The organism is Ruegeria sp. BA2 (genome assembly GCF_056539605.1).
In genome coordinates this window covers 263076-284165 of the sequence record NZ_JBQFVE010000002.1, presented here as the reverse complement: position 1 = coordinate 284165, position 21090 = coordinate 263076, and the positions used below count along the sequence as shown (strand labels likewise).

Sequence of the window (21090 nt, the reverse complement as noted above, 5' to 3'; positions counted from 1 at the left end):
TCCCCAATGAATGTAGACGCGAAACGCGCGATCGAACAGGACAAGGCACATCATGTGCATCCTCAGTCGAATTTGCGTCAGCACTCGGAACAAGGCCCAACCATGATCACCCACGGCAAAGGGGTCTTTATCTATGACAGCGAGGGGCGCGAGATCATCGATGGATTCTCTGGCCTAGGCTGCGTCTCGTTGGGGTATCACAACGAACGGCTTTCCAATGCGGCCAAACGGCAGATGGATGTGTTGCCTTTCGCCCCGACTTTCTACAACCGGTCTCATCCGCGTGTCGCCGAATTGGGCGAACGGCTGATTGGAATGGCACCTGTGCAAATGAACCGCGTGATGTTCCAGTGCTCAGGGTCTGAGGCCAACGATACCGCAATCAAGCTGCTGTGGTACACTAATACCGCACGCGGTGAGCCGAACCGCCGCAAGATCATTGGTCGGGTACGTGGCTATCACGGCAACACCATCGCAACCGTTTCATTGTCGGGCCAGCCACATATGCATGCCAAGTTCGGCCTGCCCTTGCCCGAATTCAAACATACCGAACTGCCCAACTATTACCGCTTTCACATCGATGGCGAGAGCGAGGAAGAGTTCTCGGCCCGGATGGCGGCCAAGTTTGAGGAATTGATCCTTGCCGAAGGCCCCGAAACAGTGGCTGCTTTCTTTGCCGAACCCGCGATCTCGGGTGGCGGCGCGCTGATGCCGCCAGAAGGCTACTGGAAGGAAATGCAGGCAGTTCTGCGCAAATATGATATCAAGTTTCTGGCCGACGAAGTGGTCTGCGGTTTTGGTCGCACTGGCAACATGTGGGGCTCCCAAACCTGGGGCCTGGAACCCGACATGATCTCATGCGCCAAGGCACTCTCGGCTGCGTTCTTCCCGATCTCTGCATTGATGTTCAAGGACGAGATGTACGCGGACATGATGAAAAACTCGGATGAGGTCGGCACGTTCGGCCACGGCTACACCTATGCCGGTCATCCTGTGGGGGCCGCCGTTGGGCTTGAGGCGCTGGATATTTACAACGAAATCGACCTGATCGGCCATGTCCGCGGGGTGTCGACCCGCTTCCTGGAAAAATGCCACGCCATGGCCGACCACCCGCTTGTGGCCGAAGTGCGCGGCGTCGGGCTGTTCTGTGGGTTTGAGCTGATGAAAGATGCAAAAGCTCGTGAACCGTTCGATCCTTTTTGGAAAGTTGGTGAGCTTGTGCAGAACTTCGCCCATGATCGGGGATTGTACCTGCGAGCGATCGGAGATCGCATCAGCTTTATGCCGCCTCTGATCATCAATGAAGATGAGATCGACATCGCGACAGAACGCTTCAAAGGTGCCTTGGATGACGCATGGGAAGTCGTTCGCGCCAAGATCTGATCAGTAATTCGGGGTCGGGCTCAGCTCTCATCCGATCCCTGCGTCGCCTAAGTTCCTCAAGGCGGCGCGCTCTATTTCTGGAACGCCCAAATCCTGCCGAGGAGAACCGGGATGACAACATATCTGGAACCTAAACTGCCCGACGCAGGTTTGGCCGGAAGCTATATCAATGGGGCCTGGCACTGGCCCGAGGGACGGCTTGTGGTCGAGAACCCTTCGCGCCGTGCGCCGATTTGCGAAATCGGCCGCGGCACCTCTACCGAAGTGAATTTGGCCGTTGACGCCGCCCGGGCCGCTTTGCCCGCCTGGCGCGCACTGGCCGCGAGCGAGCGCGGCAAGCTGCTGACTGAACTGGGCCGTCGTCTGGAAGAAAATGCTGAAGAAATCGCGCGTGTCCTTGCAGCCGAAAGCGGCAATGCGATCAAGACCCAATCGCGTGGCGAGGCCATGGGGGCAGCTGGCGTATTGAAGTACTACGGCGGCGTCGCCGTTGAACAAAAAGGCGAAACACTGCCTTTAGGTCCCGGCCTGTTCAGCTATACCACCCGAGAACCGCATGGAGTGGTAGGTTCGATCATCCCATGGAATTCGCCTTTGCAGTTGGGAGCGGTGAAAATTTCGATGGCGCTGGCGACTGGCAATTGCCTGGTTCTTAAGCCTGCCGAAGACGCCCCATTGGCGATCTTGAAACTGGCAGAGTTGGCAGATGGATTGTTCCCGCCGGGTGTCTTCAACGTTGTCACCGGTCTGGGTGAAGAGGCCGGCGCAGCTTTGGTTGCACATCCCGGCATCGACAAGGTGTCATTCACCGGATCAAGCGAAGTGGGCAAGCTGATTGGCAAAGCCACAGCGGACCGGATCGCCAAGCTGACGCTGGAACTCGGCGGCAAGTCCCCAGCCATCGTCTTCCCGGATGCGATTGCAGATGGACGGCTGGACAGTACCGCACAGCAGGTTGCAAACGCGATGCGATTTGCGCGCCAGGGGCAAAGTTGCACCGCCGGATCTCGCCTGTTCGTGCACAAGGATATCTGGGACACACTTATGCCCAAAGTGGCCGAGAAATCGGCGGCGCTGAAGGTTGGCGATGCGCTGGACCCGGATGTTGACATGGGCGCTGTGGTTAATGCCGAGCGTTATGGCGAAATCCGCTCCTATGTGGCCGAGGCAGAGGCGCAGGGTGCTCGCTTACTAATCGGCGAAACTCCCGCTGAAGATCCCGCTGGCTTTTGCCCGAACCCGACCATCATCACTGGTGTCGACAATAGCTGGCGCATCTCACGTGAGGAAGTGTTTGGCCCCGTCATGGTCGCCATTCCGTTTGAGACCGAAGAAGAAGTGATCGCGATGGCAAACGACACCCATTATGGGTTGGCAGCCTTCCTGTTCACCCACGATGTCAGCCGCATCACGCGTCTGACTCGTGCCATTGATGCTGGCTGGATTCAGGTCAATCAGGGTGGCGGTCAGATCCCCGGCATGTCGTACGGCGGCACCAAGCAATCGGGCACCGGCAGCGAGTATTCCATTGAAGGCGCGCTTGAGGCCTATACCTACCGCAAATGCGTCACGATCAATATCGAGGGCGGCGTGTGAACACGGATCGCTTTGGAAACACCCTCGATCCTTCGGTCGGATATGCGCGCGGAACACTGCTGAAAAGCTCGGCGGATGAGGTGCGAAGGCTAGCCCAGGCTGGCCGTGTTGCCGCAGATTTTGTGGCCCGCGAAGGCATCAACAAAATCGCCATCTGCACCGGTAACTTGCGGTTTTATCCCGCAACGCCGGACGACCTGAGCGTGCTGTGCGAAGAATGGATCGGGCCGGGATTGTTCGGCGAAGAGCTACGCCAAGCTGCCATCATCCATCTGGGTGGGCAAGGGCACGAGGCGGCGGCGGTAGTCAACCGCACCAGCGCCGGGATCGTGGCGACCATATTGGCTCATTCTGCACAGAAACCAGTACTATCACTGGTAGCCGCCGGAGATCGAAGCCACGCGTCGGTTCTGCGTGGTGCACGGTTGGCTGGCATTCCGGTACGTGAAGAGCACGATCTGGAATCGGTAAAGCGCGCATTGGCAGAAGAAAAGCCAGCGCTTTTCGTGATCACGCCGGTCACGTCCGAACTATCGATGCTGAATGATACGCTCATTCGCGATGCTGTCGCCACAGGGCAAGCTGCAGGTTGCGTCGTATTTCTGGATGACGCCTATGGTGCGCGATTCCGCCCAGTTCTGCATGGCGGCGGTGCATCGTTATCGTTTGGTGCTGATTTAGTAATAACCAATGCCGACAAGGCGGGCTTGTCCGGACCACGCGCGGGGGTGCTGTGCGGTGACCCAAAGGCGCTGGTTCCCGTTCAGGCCAAAGCCAGCGAATTGGGAATGGAGGCGCGCGCGCCCATTGCGGTCGGCGCCATGCGTAGCCTGCAAGGGTTCACGCCAGATCTTTTGTTGCAAGAGGCGCAGGACGGTCAGGATTTAGCCAACGCACTAGAGGCTTCACTGGGCGCGGGTTGCGTCACACGCTCGGCGCTAGGACCAAAGATCGATGAGCAGGACGTGTTAGAGATCGTACTGGCAATGGCTGGAACGAATAGCACCGACCTGGTGCCCGCCGAAGTGACCGCCGCGATTGGGATGCTCATGCTTGAGGACAAGGGGATCGTGACGGTCAACACTCATGGCCAGCCCGGTGGGCGCGTATCGATCCGTCTTAAGCCGACCTCGGGTGCGGTGGCCCGCGCTGGGGGCGCGATGGCGGTGGCAGACTGCCTGATGTCGGCAATGCGAAAGACGGCAGCCCATCTGAATGACAAGCAGTGGGCAGCGGCAACGCTGTTTGGAGAAGTTTGAATGGCCGATACGGCTTTGATCACACGGCTGGACAACCGGCTAGACCAGCTGGTGAACATCGACATGGGCGAGCGCGGGGTCGAACACCTGTACGAAGCAGCCCGGGCCTTGCAGAGCGGCTCGCTGGTCGGTGCAGCGGCGGATGCGCTGATGGCAGTGCCCGAAGGCGGGACGGTGGTGTTGACCACCGGATCGGTTTCACGCGCCTGGATAACACCCGAACTGGGTGAAAACGATGGCCCATCAGGTGCGGCTGTAGTCGCAAGAGCTCTGGTCCTAGCGCGCAACGTAACCTGCGTGATGCTGTGTGAAGAAACGCTTCTGCCTGCCATTCAAAGCACGTGTCAGGCGGCAGGGCTTTTTCCCGTCACGCTGGAGCAGGCTCAGATCGCCAAGGCTGACAAAAGCCTCTCCACGATTGTGATGTTGCCATACGCCACGGATGACGAAGGCGGTCAGATACAGGCTGAAACACTGCTTGCTGAATTGGACCCCGACCTGTTGTTCTCGACCGAGCGGGTCGGACGGAACGAATTCGGCGTTTACCACTCCATGCGTGGGATCGACTATGGCATGGGGCGTGCGCGCGTCGACTTTCTGTTCGATCTGGCGTTGGAACGCGGCATTCCTGTCGTTGCTGTCGGTGATGGTGGCAATGAGATCGGCATGGGCAAGGTCGCAGATCACGTAAAGGCCCGCGTGCCCTATGGTGACACATGCCAATGCGGATGCGGTGGCGGAATTGGCGCGGTTACCAGCTGCGATGTTCTGGTCACGGCAGCCTGTTCGAATTGGGGCTGCACAGCGATTGTTGCAGCAATAGCCGCGCGCGCTGGGAACGCAACACTTCTGCATACGCCCGAACGCGAGGCGTTGTTGCTGGACACAATGGTCGCAAACGGCCTGATCAATTCAACGCACGGGATCGTTGACGACAATGTCGACGGTTTCCCGCGCCAAAGCCATATCGCGGTGGCCGAGCTCTGCCGCACGATCGTGAGCCGCGCGCTCTGACAACTCACAGGACTGACCCATGATCCAAGAAAATCCTGACCTTATCGACGCTATCCGCGACCGGTTCGCCCATGTCGATACCTGCCCCTTTCAAGGCGACCGTATCTTTTTTGAAAACGCAGGGGGCGCGCTGACCTTGAAGTCTGTGGCCGAAACCTCGGCATTTTACGCGGCGATCCCGGACAATCCCGGGCGTATAAACCCGGCGGGGCAGGGTACGCAGAATGTGATCAACAAGGCCAAACAGGATCTGGCTGTCTTTATGAATGCGTCAAGCGGTCAGTTCTTTGCGGGAGAGAGCGGCACCGAATTGCTGTTTCGCCTGATCCGCACAGCCTGTCTGGCGGCACCGAAGGGTGCCAAGGTCATCGGCTCTTCGATCGAACATCCCGCCACCCGTTCGGCTGCGCGGCGTTGGGCCGAGATCGCAGGGTTGGACTATGTGAATGTCGCGCATGACGACGAAACCGGACTGGTCACAGCCGAAGATTATACTGCCTTGATGACTCCGGATGTGGCCGTGGCAACGATCCTGCACGCGTCTCCCGTTACGGGGATGGGCATGGACGTCGCTGCAATCTCGGCTGCCATTCGCGCCGTGGCACCGGATTGCATGATCATCGTTGACGGTATTCAACACGCCGCCCATGGGCAGCTGGACCTGGACGCTTACCATGTCGATGGCTATGCGATCTCGCCGTACAAGGTGTTCTCGCGCCACGGGTATGGCATCGCCTGGATTTCTGATCGGCTGAGCAGCACACCGCACGACATGCTGATCAATGCCCCGGCCACAGGATGGGAGTTCGGAACGCGCGATACCGGGTCCTACGCAACCGTTTCGGATGTGGTGTCCTACTTCGACTGGCTGGGCGGTGAGGTTTCGGATGAGACCGACCCAAGAAAACGCATCGAGGCCGCAGGCCGTGCGATCCACGCCTACGAAACGCACCTGACGAACGCCGCAATCAACGGGACCGGCAACTTGCCCGGCCTGCGCGATATGGAACATGTGACGATCCTAGCCGGTAGTGACAACCCCGCGCGTGAGGGGCTTGTGTCGATTGTGGTCGATGGTAAAGCCTCGGAAGATGTAGTCGAGATTTTGAACCAGCAGGGCATCCGAACACATACGCGCAAGGCGGATCATTACTCTGGCAACGTGCTTGATCCGTTGGGCCTGCCTGATTGTATCCGTATCTCGTTCTGTCACTACAACACCGAGCAAGAGATCGCCCGTCTTCTGGGTGCGATCAAAGTGCTGGGCCCGGACGGCTAATTTAAGGCTGGGCAGGTCATACTGATGGGATTGGTTCGTTCACAGGAAGACTACATCGCCACCGAGGATAATCGGGCCATCAGGCATCGGTTCGTCTTCGTGGTGATGCCCGGCTTCTCGGCGTTGGATCTGGGGGCTGGCATTGACTCGCTGTCCGCTGCCAACACCGCCAGAGACGAGCCAATCTTCCATTGGGATATCGTTAGCGAAAGCGGCGATCCGGTTCAGTCCTCGTCGGGGATGATGGTCGCGGTTGAAAGTGCGCTGACTGAAGTGCGCCGGGACGATTGCATCGTGATCTGCGGGCCGTTGGATTCATTACGGGCTGCGCCCTCCGAAAAAGTCGCAGCCTGGGTGCGCAAGGCGAAGCGGACTGGAGCGCGCTTGTGCGGCTTGGGGGGCGGTGCTTTGTTCCTGGTCCGAATTGGTCTGGTGGACAAAGGACGGATCAGCACACACTGGCGTTTGCAGCCCGTGATTCAGGAGAGTTTTCAGAAACTGGACCCTGTTTGCACGATATATGAAGATGAAAGCAACATCATCTCATGCGGCGGTGGCGCCGCGACGCTCGATCTGTTTTCGGCTTTGATCCGCGAAAGGTCTGACACGCAAACCTCAAATCAGGTCGCTGATCACCTTCTGTGTTCTTCGATGCGGCCAGGTAACAGCCGCCAAACCATGACTGACCTTTGCCGATTGCCGCATCGGAACAAGAAACTTTCTGAGGCTGTGGCGGTCATGCAGGACAGTCTGGAAAACCCTTTGCCGACATCGATGATCGCCGATCAGGTCGGCATTTCAACGCGACAGCTTGAACGGCTCTTTGCGCGATATGTAGGTAGCACGCCCAAGAACTATATGACCGAGCTCAGGCTGTACCGGGCGCGCAGGCTGTTACAGCAAACCGATATGCGGGTCATTGATGTGGCGCTGGCGTGCGGGTTTTCTACCGCCAGTCATTTCTCTCGACTTTATCGACGGCAATTTGGCGTCTCGCCGCATATAGAACAGAGCGGAGCCTGAGCTCCGCCCTGCCCTGCATTTCAAAATCTGTGGGTCAATTTCGCATTCTGGAATTGTCAGGATCATAAAGCGCGCGCAGGCTTGCCTGAGCGGGAACCGAATGACCAGCCACTTTGATCTGATAGCGACGCGCGGTGAGTTCGCTAAGTGGCATACCTGATGGTCGCGTAATGTAACCCATGCCAATGGCACCACCAACAGTCCAACCATAGCTGGCCGAAGTCAGGCGGCCGACTATTTGATCTCCGAAAAGAATGGGTTCTCTTCCAAAGACCAGTGCATCTGGGTCTTCAAGCCGGAAGCTGAGCAAACGGCTGGCAGCGCCAGCCGATTTGCGCGCTTCGACCGCTTCTTTGCCGGTGAAATTCGTCGAGAAATCACACGCGAATGTCAGCCCGCTGTCCACAGGGTTGTCAAAGGGTCCGATATCATGCCCCCAATGACGAAAGCCCTTTTCGATCCGGCAGGAGTCTACGGCCATACCTCCGCATATGCGCGGCGGGTTCGGCGCGGCCATGATGGTTTCGAAAAGCTGCTGGGCGAATTCGGCAGGGATATGCAGTTCCCATCCAAGTTCGCCCACATAGGTAATGCGCTGCGCCCGGACCGGAGCATGGCCGAGATGCAGCGCCTGCCATGATCCAAACGGGAAGGCGTCGTTTGACAGGTCAGCATCCGCCAAGCCTGCCAGGAAGTCCCGCGCGCGCGGCCCCATCAGCGCAAGCGTGGCCTCGGATGACGTCACATTCACGACCGAAATCCCGGAACCAGCCAGTTGGGTATTCAACCAGAACTCAGTTTGAGGTTCGGCCCCGGCAGAGGCCATAGCCAAGTAACGCGTTTTGCTGAGGCGCGCGACGGTCACGTCAGCCTCGATCCCGCCTTGTGCGTTGAACATATGCGTATAGATCAGCGCGCCCGGATCAACCGCCATGTTTGCCCCGCAAAGCCGCTGCATATGTGCCTCGACATTCGGTCCGTCCACGATGAACCGGCCAAATGTCAGGTCGATGCAGCCCAGGTCAGACCGCAACGCCTGATGCTCAGCCTGCCAGTCGTCAAACCATTGCTGGCGTCCGAACCCATCGGTCATCTCGCGGCCGTAGTACAGCGGGCGCTCCCAGCCATTGGCGCTGCCGAACTGCGCGCCTGCGTCGCGCAAATGCGTGTAGTATGGTGTGCGGCGCAGGCCTCGGGCCTCAGTTTTACGCAGATAAGGCCAGTGCATCGCGTAAGCATGGCCAAGCGTTTCCGCCGCCTTGGTCGCCGTGTAGCTGCGTGCATTCAGGCCCGGCACAATGCGTCTGCTGTCAACATCGGTCAGGTCCATGGTCATGTGACCGGCCATGATCCACTCGGCCAGCGCTTTGCCTGCCCCGGGTCCGTTCTGAATACCGGTCGAGTTGAAGCCAGCCGCAACCCAGTACCCCGCCACATCCGGGACCGGCCCCAAATAGTGTTTGGCGTCGGGGGTAAAGCATTCGGGCCCATTAAAGAACTTGCGGATGCCTGATTCAGCCAACGCCGGAACACGTTCCATGGCGGCTTCCAGGATCGGGTAAAGGTGTTCTTCATCGCAGGGCAGCTCGTCAAATTCGAAACTGTCCGGCAAACCGTTTTCCGGCAGCCACGGGGTGGCGTTCGGTTCGGAACAGCCAATCAGCAGCTTGCCCGCATCTTCCTTGTAATAGGCATATTCGTCCATCACCCGAAGCACAGGCAAATCACCGGTCACGCCCTCAATCGGGTCTGTCACCACGTAGTAATGGTTCGTGTAATGCAGCGGAATCTGGACGCCATGGGTCAAACCGAACTCGCGCGACCACATACCGGTTGCGTTGACAACATGTTCAGCGCGCACCAGCCCTTCGTCGGTTTCAACACCCACGGCGCGGCCCTGTTCCATCACGACGCGGGTGACTTTGGTATCCTCAGAGATCTGCGCCCCGTTTATGCGCGCGCCCTTGGCCAGCGCCATGGTCGTGTCGATCGGGTTGGTATAGCCGTCACCCGGGAACCAGAACGCACCCTTTGCGCCATCTACCGACAGCAAGGGCCAGCGATCCTGTGCTTCGGACAGGCTGATCTCTTGTGCGCGCAGACCGCAACCATGGGCATAGTCGACCTTGCGGCGCAGCTCTTCCATGCGGGCGTCGGTCAACGCAACAGTCATCGAACCATTGCGCTTGAAGCCGGTGTTCTGACCGGTCTCATCCTCAAGGCTTTCCATCAGATCAAGGCCATATTTGGCCAGCGCCGACATAACCGGCACGCCTTGCGTTTCACTGACCAATCCAGCCGCGTGCCATGTGGTGCCCGAAGTCAGCTTTTTGCGCTCAAGCAAAGCGACCGACCAGCCAGCTTTTGCAAGGTGGTATGCGGTGGCACAGCCGACAATTCCACCGCCGATAATGGCGACTTGTACGTCACTGGGTAGGGGTTTTGCCATCGTTCTCAACCCCGTAAGCGTTCGTTTTCCGGGTCATAGAACGGAACCGTCGCCACGGTTGCGTTGATCGGTTCGCCCAGCACTTCGATCTGGTAAACCTCGCCGGGCTGTGCGGCTTCGGTCAGGTACCCAAGGGCAATACGTTTTCCGATCCGGAAACCGGTGCCTCCGGAACTGACATAGCCCACGGGCTTGCCATCGCGGCAGATCGGGTCTGAGGACAAAGCGTCGGCGCCGTGGCCGTCCAGCACGAAGGCAGTGAAGTGATAGTCTTTCGGTTGCTCAGCTTGCGCCAAAAACGCGTCACGCCCGACAAAGCTGTCTTTCTTCTTGCTGACAAACCGGTCAAGACCCGCATCAAAGGCAGTGTATTCGATGCCAAAATCCGCACCCCAGCCGTGATAACCCTTTTCAAGCCGCATGGCGTTCAGCCCGTAGGACCCGAATTCGACCATACCGTGATCTACGCCTTGCTCGGTGATGGCGGAGTAGACAGAAACCAGATCAGCGCTGCGCATGTGCAACTCCCACCCCAGCTCACCCACATATGAGACGCGCAGGGCGATCACCGGGGCGCCGGCAATCGTGATCTCGCGCACGGACATCCAAGGCGCGGCGTCTTTTGACAGATCACCATCGGTCAACGGTTGCAGCACGTCGCGTGATTTCGGGCCCATCACCATCAGGGCCGCGTCAAATTCAGACCCCCGGGTCAAAGAGACCCCGGCATCTGGCAGAAATTGCGACATCCAGTCGTGATCGCGTTGATCAGCCAGCGTCGGACCGCACAACAGGTATTTGTTCTCATCCAGCCGCGCGATTGTGGCTTCGGACCAGATTTTGCCCTTGGGCGTCAGCATGTAAGACAGCTTAACCCGACCAACGGATGGCATCGCTCCGCAAAACACCTGATCAAGGAACGCGGTCGCACCCGGACCTTCGACCTCGTACCGGGTGAAGCCGCCGTGATCCATCACGCCGACACTGTCGCGCACCCCTTCGCACTCGGCCTTGACCGCATCATGCCAGACCTCGTGGTGAAAGCTGAGCTGGCCATCATCCTTGACGCTGTCCGTTTCAAACCAAAAGGCGCGTTCCCACCCGGCAACCTGCCCGAAAACAGCGCCCTTGGACTGGAGCGTGTCATACAGCGGCGTGGTCTGAACCGGGCGACCTGCCTTCCACATGCGGTGCGGATAGGGGATGGCATATTGATGCTCATAAAGCTCGCTGGACCGTTTCACGGTATAGTCAAACGTTGCCCATTCTTCGCCAAAGCGACGCGGATCCCAGAAAGACATGTCCCATTCGGTTTCACCTTGGGTGATCCACTCGGTCAGGGTTTTTGCCGCCGCAGCGGAATGTGTAATGCCGACCGGGAAACAGCAGGCGTGGTAGAAATTCGGCAAGCCGAACGCCGGACCACACAGCGGTGCACCGTCGGGGCTGTACGGGATCGGGCCGTTTACAAACCGGCTGACACCAGCCTCACCCAACAGCGGGACATGGTCCAGCGCGGCCTCAAGGATTTCGGCGATATCATCGACGCTGTCGGGATAGAGTTGATTGGCAAAGCAGTCGGGCATTCCGTCCAGCCATGCCGGGCGGCCTTCGTGGCCGTAAGATCCCAGCAGCAGGCCGTTCCGTTCGCGCCGCAGGTAATACATGATGTCCGGGTCACGGACGAGCGGGAAGTTCTCGGAGTTGGCCTCAAGCTCGGGCAGGCTTTCGGTGACAAGGTACTGGTGCTCCAGGGTGACGACGGGCAGTTTCTGCCCGACCATCTCACCCACCTGACGACCGTAATAGCCGCCCGCGTTGATCACGATGTCACAGACCACATTGCCCTTGTCGGTCTGGACCTCCCACTCACCCGACGCGCGGCGCATAATGCCGGTGACTTTTGTGAACCGCGCAATCGATGCGCCAAGGTCCCTAGCCCCCTTGGCCAAGGCCTGAGTCAGCTGCGAGGGGTCCACGTCACCTTCATAGGGGTCGAAAATCCCGCCAATGATGCTGTCACCCGAACTGAAATAAGGATGCATGTCATCCATTTCGGACGGGGTCAGCATCGCCATGTCATATCCCAGCCCTTTGGAGATTCCGACGAGGTGGCGGAACAGGTCCATACGCTCGGGCGTGTGTGCGGGCCAAATGGCTCCAGTGTGGCGATACGTGATCGGGTAATCGACCTCGTCGGCCAGATCCTTGTACAGCCGCCACGCATAGTTGCCCGCACGCATTCCGCCCCAGCTGTTGGCATAGGTCGGAATGTTGCCCGCTGCGTGCCATGTCGAACCGCTGGTCAGTTCATTTTTCTCAATCAACAAAGTGTCGGTCACACCCGCTTTGGCGAGGTGATACAGGGTCGACACACCAACGGCGCCGCCTCCGATGATCACGACTTTGGCTTGGCTTTTCATGGCTTCAGGCTTTCAGATGAATGGGCAGGCGCGCGCGCAGCGCGGCCTCAATATCAGCGGGCAGGTGCGACGGTGCAGGTTGAGCCTCAATCTCGGCCACGCGAGCGATGGCGCGATCCCAAACCGTCTGCGCACCGCTTTCCAACCAGTCGTTGACACTTTGGCGATCACCCAGGGTAGGGTAGACATATTCCTTGGTCATCAGGTCCAGCGTCTGCGCTGTTCCCAGAAAATGACCCTCTCCTGTGACGACCTCTTCGATCATGTCCAGATCGATGGAGCCTTCAAACATCTCGACCCCGCGCACGGTGCGCAGAATGGCACCGCACATGTCATTGTCGATCACCAACGCTTCCTTGCTGGCAGCCATGATCGAGCCCAACATGCCCACCGACAGGTTGATCATGTCTGCACCGCCCTGGGCTGCCAGCGCGATGGTATAACCTTTCTCATATCCGGATTGTGCATCCGCCGTTTTGGCATCTGTCATCCCGGCGGAAACGGTTGAGGGCAGGCCCAGATTCAACAGCAACTGCGCAGCCGCCGCGTTGGCGACCGCAGCCTCGCCGGAACCGCCGGTCATGGCCCCGGTGCGCAGATCCGAGATAAACGGCAGAAAGGCCAGGATACAGGGGAAACCCGGCTGCATCATGTTGACCAGGACAAGACCCGCCAATGACTCTGCCAGACCTTGCGCCAAGGCCCCCGCCAGTGACGCCGGGCTGGTCGCACCTGCCTGCGCCGCCGAACAGATTTGCAGCGGCATGCCCAGCCGAACACATTCGCGCATCACGCCACAGGCTTCCTCGGCCAGCGTCAACGGAGGCACCACGTGACAAACCGAAGCGAAACAGAAAGCCTGCGTTTTGAAACTGCCTTCTCCGCCCAAGGCTTGGTCGAACATCTCGATCACAGGCGCAACGTTGGCGGGCTCAAAGAAACTTGTGCCGATGGGTTTTGACGTTGCCTTCATCGCGGCAAAGGCCGTGTTGATGTCCAGCGTCAGCGGGTCTTCGAGATCCCGCGCCACAACCGGTCGCAACGAATAATGGATGCTGTCACTTGCGTCGACGATGCGCATCAGATCGTAGAGGTCCTGCAGCGTACTGTCGCGGAACGTGTTAGTGGGGGCATCTAATATCTGTACAGCGGCGCCACCCGTCCCGATATGAACCCGACCGCCGCCAACCTCGATGCCTCGGTCGCGAACAAACCCTGGCAATTCAATCCGTTTACAGGCCTTTGCAATCACATCCTCAACAAGATCGCGCGAGAAGACTATGCGCCCATCTTCGCGTTCGGTCGCCCCGTTTTCCAGCGCCAGTTCAAGGATATCATTGGGCGCACCTGAAACGCCGATGCGAGCCAGAATGTCAAAGGCCGTATCAGTTATATGCCTAAGCTTGGCATCATCCAGCGGCATAAAGCGTCCACCAATTGGTGGAGCTGTCATTTGTGGGGCTGTTGATTTGGCACCCCGTTTGGTTCTTGTACGCCTCATGAGAGCGCCCTCGGCAAAGTTCATTTTTGCGCATCTTATGGAGGGCTTAAATTTAGCTCAATTCCATTATTTTCCATTCTTGGTGAATGATATTCACTCAAAGCCATAACCTATTGGCGGGCCCGACAATGTAGTATTGCAGCAGAGATTTAAGCGGCAATAGGGCGTCGCAGGCAATTGAGGTAAGTGCGCAGACTCTGCTGTGGCCCGAAAGGCGGCACCAAGCCAAAAGACAGAGGTTAGAATTGCCGTCAGGTTACCCTGGCAAGTAAGTAGCCACGTGACCCTGGCTCAGATACCTATCCGACCTCATTCACAAGGGTCAGATTGCGGATCAAGTATTTAGAATGTGAAAAAGTACAGCCGATGCTCAGGTCGTCTGAGCACGGCCAAACACATGGCGAAACGCTTTGGCAAAGGTGTGTAAACTACTGGAAACCAAAGCGCCGATATGCTCGCTGCGCATCTGGTGAGCTTCTACAATCAGACGATCCAACTCATCGTTCGAGATCACTTTGTATTCACCGTTCAGCATTTGAATACTCCAATTTGATTGCGTCACAGCGATGATATAGTGATCGCGATCAACTCAGCACCGTGTTTTATCGAGAACCCGCTATGCACACAGCGGATACCAACTAGCCAAAATAGAATCGCGACTGTAGCCGCTTGGTTGGATCGAGATCCTTTGCTGAGTTTCATCCTAATTTTATCTAGAATCGTGCGAAGAAACTATCGTCGCTATTGGCAACCGGGATACAGTTTTTGCACAGTTCCATCCCCATCGTTCAGTTCTGGATTAATCGTCAAACTCCAGCTCCCTGGCAGAGCTGCTAACCTTGCTGCCTGCTGAGATCGTTGCCGTCCACCGGACCGTTCCTACTGGCTGTGATCGCACATATCACTTCTGCGCGCGCCGATCTGCTCGCACAGCCGGGGGAATGAAAATCTTCCTGCCTTGGCAAGTGAGCGCGCCGAAACCAATCAATAAGCTCGAAGAAATTAGCCACGATGCTCTACGTACTTACAAGATCACCATGGCTCGAAGTCCCTCTCGGAACAAATTTCCAGAGGGTTAGCTAGGCAAGAATTCTTTGGCACAAATACGCAGCAGCCAATTGCGAAACTGGGTCACCGCGCGGGATCCGTCTGCGCGGTAGGAAGTCAGAAGATAATATGCGTTACCAGTTGGCAGGTTAAACTCGAACGGTGCAACAAGCTGCCCTTTGCGTCGACTTTCCTCTCCAAACGGGCGGCGATCCATTGCCCAACCCAAACCGCTGTGGGCCGCCTGCAATGTGTTGGAGCGATTATCCATCTCGGCGATCGGTTTCCATGAAGTCTGGCTCAACCCGACGGCAGAAAACCATCGATCCCATTCATTTGCGTGATGTCGGCTTCGGATCAGCGGTTCTGATGCCATTTCTTCGGGTTGGGGAACCAATCCCCGTGCGGCTAGGTATTTAGGAGAACAAACTGGCTGAATCACCTCATCAAACAGTTTGATACACCGTGCGTCTTGCGGAGGCTTGTCTGCAAAGACGATGGCCATATCAACTTCGCTGCCGCTGAGCGAGATTTCCTCGGGCATGGTAACAACGTTGACGGTGATGCCTGGTGCGGCCTCGCGCAGATGCGGTAGTTTCGGGATAAACCACATGTTGGCGAGGGACTGGAACATGTGGACCGAAACCGTCTGGTCGTTTTTGTCAGCGGTATATCGGGCAAAGGTCGCATCAAGCGTGTCCAGCGCCTGACGGACGGGTTCGAAGATCACTTTGCCTTCTTCGGTCAATTCTGCGGTCTGGTTTGCGCGGCGTTTCAAAAGCGGCGCACCAACAAATGCTTCCAGCGACCGTATCTGATGGCTAACGGCCGAAGCGCTGATGTTCAGTTCTCGAGCAGCTTCCACATTGCGGCCCAAGCGGACAACAGCCTCAAACGCCCGGATTGCGGCAAAGGGCGGGATCTTGCGTGACATCTGTATCTCCGGAAACGCGTAATGCTCGAAGACTAATGCAGTTTATTCACCCATCCCAGTCCTTAGGGCTCATGTGCTATTGGTACAAAGATCCAGCAGATGCCGCAGTTCGGATACGCTCAGATGATCGAATCCAGAGGATAATTCGTGGATTTCCCGGGCCCGCGCGCTGCCCAGAACTGGTTCAGCCAAGAGGTAGAACTTTTCCGTGATCTGTTGATCACTAAGCGGCATATCAGCATCTCCACGCGGCGTGCGCGGAGCGTCCTCAATCTTGCGACCATCCTTTAACGTGATCGTCACCTGAGCCCAGCGTTTTTCGGTGCTAATGCGGGTCATCTCAGGGTCGTCGATCAGTTTGATAGAGCGGCTGACGCGCAAGATGTCCGGATCTTGAAGCGCTTGTTGGCTTAGCTCTTCGACACCAACCTGACCCCGCACAATCATTGCGGCTACGGGGAATGCGATCGCATAGCTGAACTCATCGGGATTTTGCGGCTCATGCCCGGCCAAGCGCGTGGCATAGTGGAAGGTGCGAATATCGACACTGTCCACTTGCTCGTGGGTAAAGCCGTGTTGACGCATCATGTCCCGAACGGAATCCATCGAAGGATGGGCCCAACGGCAGCAGGGGTAGGCCTTATAATGCGTGTGGTCAATCAGTCGCCAACCGGCGCCAAGATCAGCCCAGTATTCGGCCCCCTCCTCGCTCTCGCATGTCAGCGCCGGGGCACCGGTAAACCCTTCCATCGCCAGATAAGCGGCTGTCACACCGGATGGCGCACCCCAACCAACTCCGTCGCGAAGCATGGTCGGGTGATCGATGCAGCGCATCATCTGGCTGCGCGGACCGTGATATTCCCCGATCCCGGCTGCCTGCCGGATTTGATCTACATCGCCACCCAAAAGCTTGGCGCCCGCCGCGGCGACTCCCACCGCAGTCCAAGCACCTGAGGTGTGATAGTCGGCGCAGGTAGCATGCTGAACGAGCCCTGCGCGATACGAAACCTCATAAGCTGTCGCGAGCAATTCAGCGAACCGCTTGCCGTCGATATTTGTGCCATGTGCCTGCGTCATGGCGATCAGCGCGGGAAAAACAGCCGATCCTGCATGCCCCTTACACGGCGTCGTACCGTCATGGGCGTCGATACTGTCAACCGTGAATGCCCCCGCCATGGCCGCGCCAACAGGGCTGACCGCGCGCCCATCCATCAGCATTTTTGCCGACCCGGATGTGCCAGAGCCAAAGATCATGGGTGCAACACGGCGTACAATGCCTGACAGTTCGGTCGTCGACCCGACGGCCGCGACACCCATTGTATCGACAAACGATCGACGCAGAGTCCACAAGGCGGCCTCTGGCAGATCACCGTAGGTTAAATCAGATGCGAATTGATCAAACCTTGGTGCCATCAACACAACCTCTCCACAGCAGATTTCATGCGTTTGATCCCTTCGACGATGTTCGCCTCGGACGTTGCGATCGACATTCGGAAGAACGGATCACACGAGAATCCCGGCCCAGGAACGACAACCGCGCCATGCTCCAGCAGATAGGCCGCAAAGTCAGTCGAACTTTTTAGTTTATGACCGTCAGGCGTAGTGTGGCCCAGCAACGCGCCACAATTTGGCATAAGATAAAACGCGCCCCCCGGTATTTGCGTAGACAAACCTTCGATTTCAGATAACTCGGTCAAAGCAATATCGCGACGGCGTTGATAGGTATCACACCACTGTTTCAGAAAGTCCTGCGGTCCCGTCAGAGCAGCAACCGTTGCTGCCTGACTGATCGAGCACGGTCCGCCATTGGTCTGGCTGAACAGACTTCGGATACCTGCGGTCCACCAATTGGGACCACCCGCAAATCCAATGCGCCAACCGGTCATTGCGTAAGATTTTGAAACCCCATTGACGGTAAGAATCCGGTCACGCAGATCGGGTGCTACGGCCGCCAGAGTCGCGAATTCTGCCCCGTCGAAAATGATATGCTCATAGAGATCATCCGAGATGACGTTGGCCTGAGGATGCCGCCGCAGAACTGCTGCCAGCGCTGTAAGCTCGGCCGCCGAATAAACCGCTCCGGTCGGATTGGACGGAGAGCAGATCATCAAAAGCCGGGTCTTGGGTGTAATCGCCTCTTCCAGCGCCGAGGGGGTCAATTTGAAAGATGATTCTGCCGTATCCACCAGCATTGGCGCTCCACCCACGGCCTGCACCATTCCAAGATGAGATGCCCAGAGCGGTACAGGCAAGATCATCTCATCCCCTGGATTCAATACCGTCTGAATGGCTGCAGCTAATAGAGGTTTGGCCCCGGAACACACGATGATTTCAGAAGGTGCAAAGGTCAGTCCATTGTCGCGTTGAAACTTCTCGATCACAGCTGCCTTTACGGACCCTTTGCCATCGGTCGGAGTGTAACGCGTGTCCCCGGCACGGATCGCCGCAATTCCGGCCTCGCAAATATGGGCGGGTGTGTCGAAATCTGGCTCACCAACCGAGAAGTCTATGAGGTCAGCACCGGACTGGCGCATTTCAAACGCTTTGTTGAACACGCCAATGATCGGTGATGGTGGCAACGCATCAACCAGTTGAGACAGCATCACGACGCCTCCGCAAGATCAGCTAGTGTTTGATTTGGGCCCAGGCTCTCTGACCCAACAAGAATGTGGATGACCGACGCTTTGCCCGAAGTCAAAGCGCGTTCCAAGGCAGGGGCAAATTCAGCAGTGGTTTCCACCCGCTCACCATGTGCGCCATAGCCCTGTGCCACAACCGCAAAATCGGGGTTCTTCAACGTGGTGCCGGAAACACGACCGGGGTGCTTGCGTTCCTGATTACCTCGAATGGTGCCATACATGCCGTTGTCGACAATGATGAAAACCGGATCGAGCCCGTATTGCACTGCCGTCGCCAGCTCTTGCCCGTTCATAAGAAAATCACCATCCCCGGCAATATAGACGGCTGGCGCGAACGGGCGCGCAACCTTTGCCGCAACGGCCGCTGGAACACCCATTCCCATCGCACCCGAGATCGGAGCCAGAGCACCCAAAAACTGACGATAGGCATAGTGGATATTGGGCCAGTCGGCGGCATTGCCTGCGCCGGTGGTCATCGTCGTCTCGGGCGGCAAGGTGGAGTTGATAACACGCATCACCTCGGCCATGTCCACGGGACCGCGCTGTACCGGCAAGTTGCGCATCGCCTCATATTCGGAACGCGCATCTGCAGCCGAGTGACGCTTGGCCACCTGTAGCAGTGCCAGAGATTTCGCCGCCTCATTCGGATCAGCCAATATCGGAAGATCGGCCTGATACAGCCGCCCCAAATCTTCGGCCCCCGGTAGAATATGGATCAATTCGCAATTCGGTTGCGGAGAATTAATGAGGCTGAACTTCAGCGTGGTACCGTCATTCAAGCGCGCTCCCAACGCAATCACCAGATCAGCGGTTTTTGCATACGCGTTCGGCATCGGGTTGCCACCAAATCCCAAGTTGCCGATGTAGTTCGGATGATCATGTGGAAATAGACCCTGACGACGGAAGCCAACTGCAACTGGAAGCCCATGATCTTCGGCAAACCGAATTACGGCAGCCTGCCCTTCTTTGGTCCAACAGGTCCCGCCTAACAGCAAGAGCGGTCGCTCTGCTTTGGCGAGTAGCTCGGCCACTTGTTCTAAGTCCGCATGCGTAGGTGCTGTGGGCGTCAGTTTCACCTGCGGCAGATCGGCGGTGTCAGTGAATTCGGCAAGCATATCCTCTGGCAAAGCCAGCGCCACTGGCCCGGGACGACCGGACAGCGCCGTGCGGAATGCGCGGTTCACATATTCAGGAATGCGGGCCGGGTCATCGATTTCAGCCACCCATTTGACCATATGGCCCAGATAGCGTCGATAATCGACCTCTTGGAACGCTTCCTTATCGCGATGCGTGAGCGGAATCTGACCGACCAGCAAAATCAAAGGGGTCGAGCCCTGCTGCGCGGTGTGCACCCCTATCGATGCGTTGGTGACACCCGGCCCACGTGTAACGAAACACACCCCGGGTTTGCCGGTGGCATCCGAATAGGCCGCCGCCATGAATGCCGCGCCACCTTCTTGCCGGGTGGTATAGTATTTCAACGTATTCGAGCAATCATGCAGCGCATCCAACGCGGCCAAATAGCTTTCGCCGGGAACGCCGAAAATGGCTTCGACGCCGTTAATCCTCAGCATGTCGATCAGAACCTGTCCACCTGTCCGCATCGCGATTTCTCCTTTTCCCATCCTTGTTTCAGCAGCGGCGCGAATCCAAAAATGAAAATCTCACGATCGGGTTGAATCAAATTCATCCCGTCGCAGGCGGATGCCAGATCGGCACTTTAAAGTTCAGTGAGCGCCGCTTAAAAAGCTCATCAAAAGATCAGCTGACGATGATATTGGATAAATTATCAGCACCGTCTCGTAGCAGCTCTAGATGCGTCAACAAGCTTTCGACAGAGTGACGTTGTACAGGTGCATGAATAGAGAGCGTCGCTGCCAATCGGTCATGCCCGTCCAGAACCGGTACGGCGATTGCGACCATACCAGGCATGAATTCCTCGTCATCCGTTGAATAGGAATTCGCAAGGACTTGTCTTAGCTCGGCTCGCAGGGTTTCGGGATCTGTCAAACTGCGCTCTGTCTGGGGGGTAAGTCGTCCTGCGGATAAAAAGCCGTTCAATGTCTTTGGCCTTAATGTAGATAAGTACATCTTGCCGCTGGCTGTACAATGAAACGGTACCTGAGTGCCGATCGGCAGCTGGATTCTGAGCGGCCACTTGGTCTCGACCCTGTCGAGATAGATCATTCCTTCCCGGTCCGGGATCGCCAGGTTGCAGGTCTCGCCGACTTCGTCAGCGACACTGCGCAAGATCGCCAAACGTGCAATACGAAGATGCTCGGTCGAGATGGTGTTAACCGCAAGCTGTCGCAATCGCCGGCCCGGTCCGTATGAGCGCCCATCCAGATCGCGTTGGAGGAAACCCTCGGCTTCGGCTGTCTGCAGCAACCGATGTACGGTTGGTTTAGCCAGACCCAATGCATCAATCAGGTCTGACGGTTTGACGGCTGCGCCACGTTTTGCGACCTCTTCCAGGATCAGCAACAGGCGCAGGTTTGTCGGGATCTGTGTTTCTTTGTCTTGTGCATCTAGCTCGGCCATCC

Annotated in this window: 15 protein-coding genes; 6 read left to right on the top strand and 9 right to left on the bottom strand. The window is 57.5% G+C overall.

The window, feature by feature from the left end:
* Nucleotides 1-6 precede the first annotated feature (6 nt).
* From ACR0NN_RS05940 to ACR0NN_RS05915, 6 genes are all read left to right on the top strand, one after another.
* Nucleotides 7-1383, top strand: coding sequence for an aminotransferase (locus ACR0NN_RS05940; RefSeq protein ID WP_170723235.1), 1377 nt, complete (start codon nucleotides 7-9; stop codon nucleotides 1381-1383).
* A 111-nt stretch (nucleotides 1384-1494) separates the two neighbouring features.
* On the top strand, nucleotides 1495-2979 hold the full coding sequence (locus ACR0NN_RS05935; protein ID WP_170723234.1) for an aldehyde dehydrogenase family protein: 1485 nt from the start codon (nucleotides 1495-1497) through the stop codon (nucleotides 2977-2979).
* Nucleotides 2946-4238: a PLP-dependent aminotransferase family protein gene (locus ACR0NN_RS05930; protein ID WP_170723233.1), complete on the top strand. Its 1293-nt coding sequence runs from the start codon at nucleotides 2946-2948 to the stop codon at nucleotides 4236-4238. The genes ACR0NN_RS05935 and ACR0NN_RS05930 overlap by 34 nt, the downstream gene beginning before the upstream one ends.
* On the top strand, nucleotides 4239-5252 hold the full coding sequence (locus ACR0NN_RS05925) for a glutamate cyclase domain-containing protein (RefSeq protein ID WP_170723232.1): 1014 nt from the start codon (nucleotides 4239-4241) through the stop codon (nucleotides 5250-5252).
* A 19-nt stretch (nucleotides 5253-5271) separates the two neighbouring features.
* On the top strand, nucleotides 5272-6531 hold the full coding sequence (locus ACR0NN_RS05920) for an aminotransferase class V-fold PLP-dependent enzyme (protein WP_170723231.1): 1260 nt from the start codon (nucleotides 5272-5274) through the stop codon (nucleotides 6529-6531).
* A gap of 24 nt (nucleotides 6532-6555) precedes the next feature.
* Nucleotides 6556-7554 carry a helix-turn-helix domain-containing protein gene (locus ACR0NN_RS05915; RefSeq protein WP_170723230.1) on the top strand — a complete coding sequence of 333 codons (999 nt, stop codon included), beginning with the start codon at nucleotides 6556-6558 and terminating at the stop codon, nucleotides 7552-7554.
* Between the two features lie 34 nt (nucleotides 7555-7588).
* On the opposite strand, the gene ACR0NN_RS05910 is transcribed toward ACR0NN_RS05915, so the two are convergent.
* The 9 genes from ACR0NN_RS05910 to ACR0NN_RS05870 form a co-directional block, all read right to left on the bottom strand.
* The gene (locus ACR0NN_RS05910; protein ID WP_170723229.1) at nucleotides 7589-10003 is read right to left on the bottom strand and encodes a GcvT family protein; all 2415 of its coding nucleotides are present in this window, start codon (nucleotides 10001-10003) and stop codon (nucleotides 7589-7591) included.
* 5 nt (nucleotides 10004-10008) lie between these two features.
* Complete coding sequence (locus ACR0NN_RS05905) at nucleotides 10009-12426, bottom strand: GcvT family protein (RefSeq protein ID WP_170723228.1); 2418 nt, start codon at nucleotides 12424-12426, stop codon at nucleotides 10009-10011.
* 4 nt (nucleotides 12427-12430) lie between these two features.
* Complete coding sequence (locus tag ACR0NN_RS05900; protein ID WP_170723227.1) at nucleotides 12431-13927, bottom strand: trimethylamine methyltransferase family protein; 1497 nt, start codon at nucleotides 13925-13927, stop codon at nucleotides 12431-12433.
* Between the two features lie 370 nt (nucleotides 13928-14297).
* Nucleotides 14298-14462: an RSP_7527 family protein gene (locus tag ACR0NN_RS05895; RefSeq protein ID WP_170723226.1), complete on the bottom strand. Its 165-nt coding sequence runs from the start codon at nucleotides 14460-14462 to the stop codon at nucleotides 14298-14300.
* Between the two features lie 540 nt (nucleotides 14463-15002).
* Nucleotides 15003-15908, bottom strand: coding sequence for a LysR substrate-binding domain-containing protein (locus tag ACR0NN_RS05890; protein WP_170723225.1), 906 nt, complete (start codon nucleotides 15906-15908; stop codon nucleotides 15003-15005).
* 69 nt (nucleotides 15909-15977) lie between these two features.
* On the bottom strand, nucleotides 15978-17321 hold the full coding sequence (locus tag ACR0NN_RS05885; RefSeq protein WP_170723224.1) for an MmgE/PrpD family protein: 1344 nt from the start codon (nucleotides 17319-17321) through the stop codon (nucleotides 15978-15980).
* Entirely contained in the window at nucleotides 17321-18511 is a 1191-nt protein-coding gene (locus tag ACR0NN_RS05880) for a pyridoxal phosphate-dependent aminotransferase (RefSeq protein ID WP_170723223.1), read from the bottom strand. The genes ACR0NN_RS05885 and ACR0NN_RS05880 overlap by 1 nt, the downstream gene beginning before the upstream one ends.
* Complete coding sequence (locus tag ACR0NN_RS05875) at nucleotides 18511-20151, bottom strand: thiamine pyrophosphate-dependent enzyme (RefSeq protein WP_480684099.1); 1641 nt, start codon at nucleotides 20149-20151, stop codon at nucleotides 18511-18513. The genes ACR0NN_RS05880 and ACR0NN_RS05875 overlap by 1 nt, the downstream gene beginning before the upstream one ends.
* Nucleotides 20152-20308: 157 nt before the next feature.
* Entirely contained in the window at nucleotides 20309-21088 is a 780-nt protein-coding gene (locus tag ACR0NN_RS05870; RefSeq protein WP_170723221.1) for an IclR family transcriptional regulator, read from the bottom strand.
* Nucleotides 21089-21090 lie beyond the last annotated feature (2 nt).

Excerpts from the sequence above, each read along its gene's own strand:
- ACR0NN_RS05900 (WP_170723227.1), bottom strand. The coding sequence starts at position 13,927 with ATGAGGCGTACAAGAACCAAACGGGGTGCCAAATCAACAGCCCCACAA.
- ACR0NN_RS05885 (WP_170723224.1), bottom strand. The coding sequence starts at position 17,321 with ATGGCACCAAGGTTTGATCAATTCGCATCTGATTTAACCTACGGTGAT.
- ACR0NN_RS05915 (WP_170723230.1), top strand. The coding sequence starts at position 6,556 with ATGGGATTGGTTCGTTCACAGGAAGACTACATCGCCACCGAGGATAAT.
- ACR0NN_RS05905 (WP_170723228.1), bottom strand. The coding sequence starts at position 12,426 with ATGAAAAGCCAAGCCAAAGTCGTGATCATCGGAGGCGGCGCCGTTGGT.
- ACR0NN_RS05925 (WP_170723232.1), top strand. The coding sequence starts at position 4,239 with ATGGCCGATACGGCTTTGATCACACGGCTGGACAACCGGCTAGACCAG.
- ACR0NN_RS05870 (WP_170723221.1), bottom strand. The coding sequence starts at position 21,088 with ATGGCCGAGCTAGATGCACAAGACAAAGAAACACAGATCCCGACAAAC.
- ACR0NN_RS05895 (WP_170723226.1), bottom strand. The coding sequence starts at position 14,462 with ATGCTGAACGGTGAATACAAAGTGATCTCGAACGATGAGTTGGATCGT.
- ACR0NN_RS05940 (WP_170723235.1), top strand. The coding sequence starts at position 7 with ATGAATGTAGACGCGAAACGCGCGATCGAACAGGACAAGGCACATCAT.
- ACR0NN_RS05890 (WP_170723225.1), bottom strand. The coding sequence starts at position 15,908 with ATGTCACGCAAGATCCCGCCCTTTGCCGCAATCCGGGCGTTTGAGGCT.
- ACR0NN_RS05880 (WP_170723223.1), bottom strand. The coding sequence starts at position 18,511 with ATGCTGTCTCAACTGGTTGATGCGTTGCCACCATCACCGATCATTGGC.
- ACR0NN_RS05930 (WP_170723233.1), top strand. The coding sequence starts at position 2,946 with ATGCGTCACGATCAATATCGAGGGCGGCGTGTGAACACGGATCGCTTT.
- ACR0NN_RS05875 (WP_480684099.1), bottom strand. The coding sequence starts at position 20,151 with ATGCGGACAGGTGGACAGGTTCTGATCGACATGCTGAGGATTAACGGC.
- ACR0NN_RS05935 (WP_170723234.1), top strand. The coding sequence starts at position 1,495 with ATGACAACATATCTGGAACCTAAACTGCCCGACGCAGGTTTGGCCGGA.
- ACR0NN_RS05920 (WP_170723231.1), top strand. The coding sequence starts at position 5,272 with ATGATCCAAGAAAATCCTGACCTTATCGACGCTATCCGCGACCGGTTC.
- ACR0NN_RS05910 (WP_170723229.1), bottom strand. The coding sequence starts at position 10,003 with ATGGCAAAACCCCTACCCAGTGACGTACAAGTCGCCATTATCGGCGGT.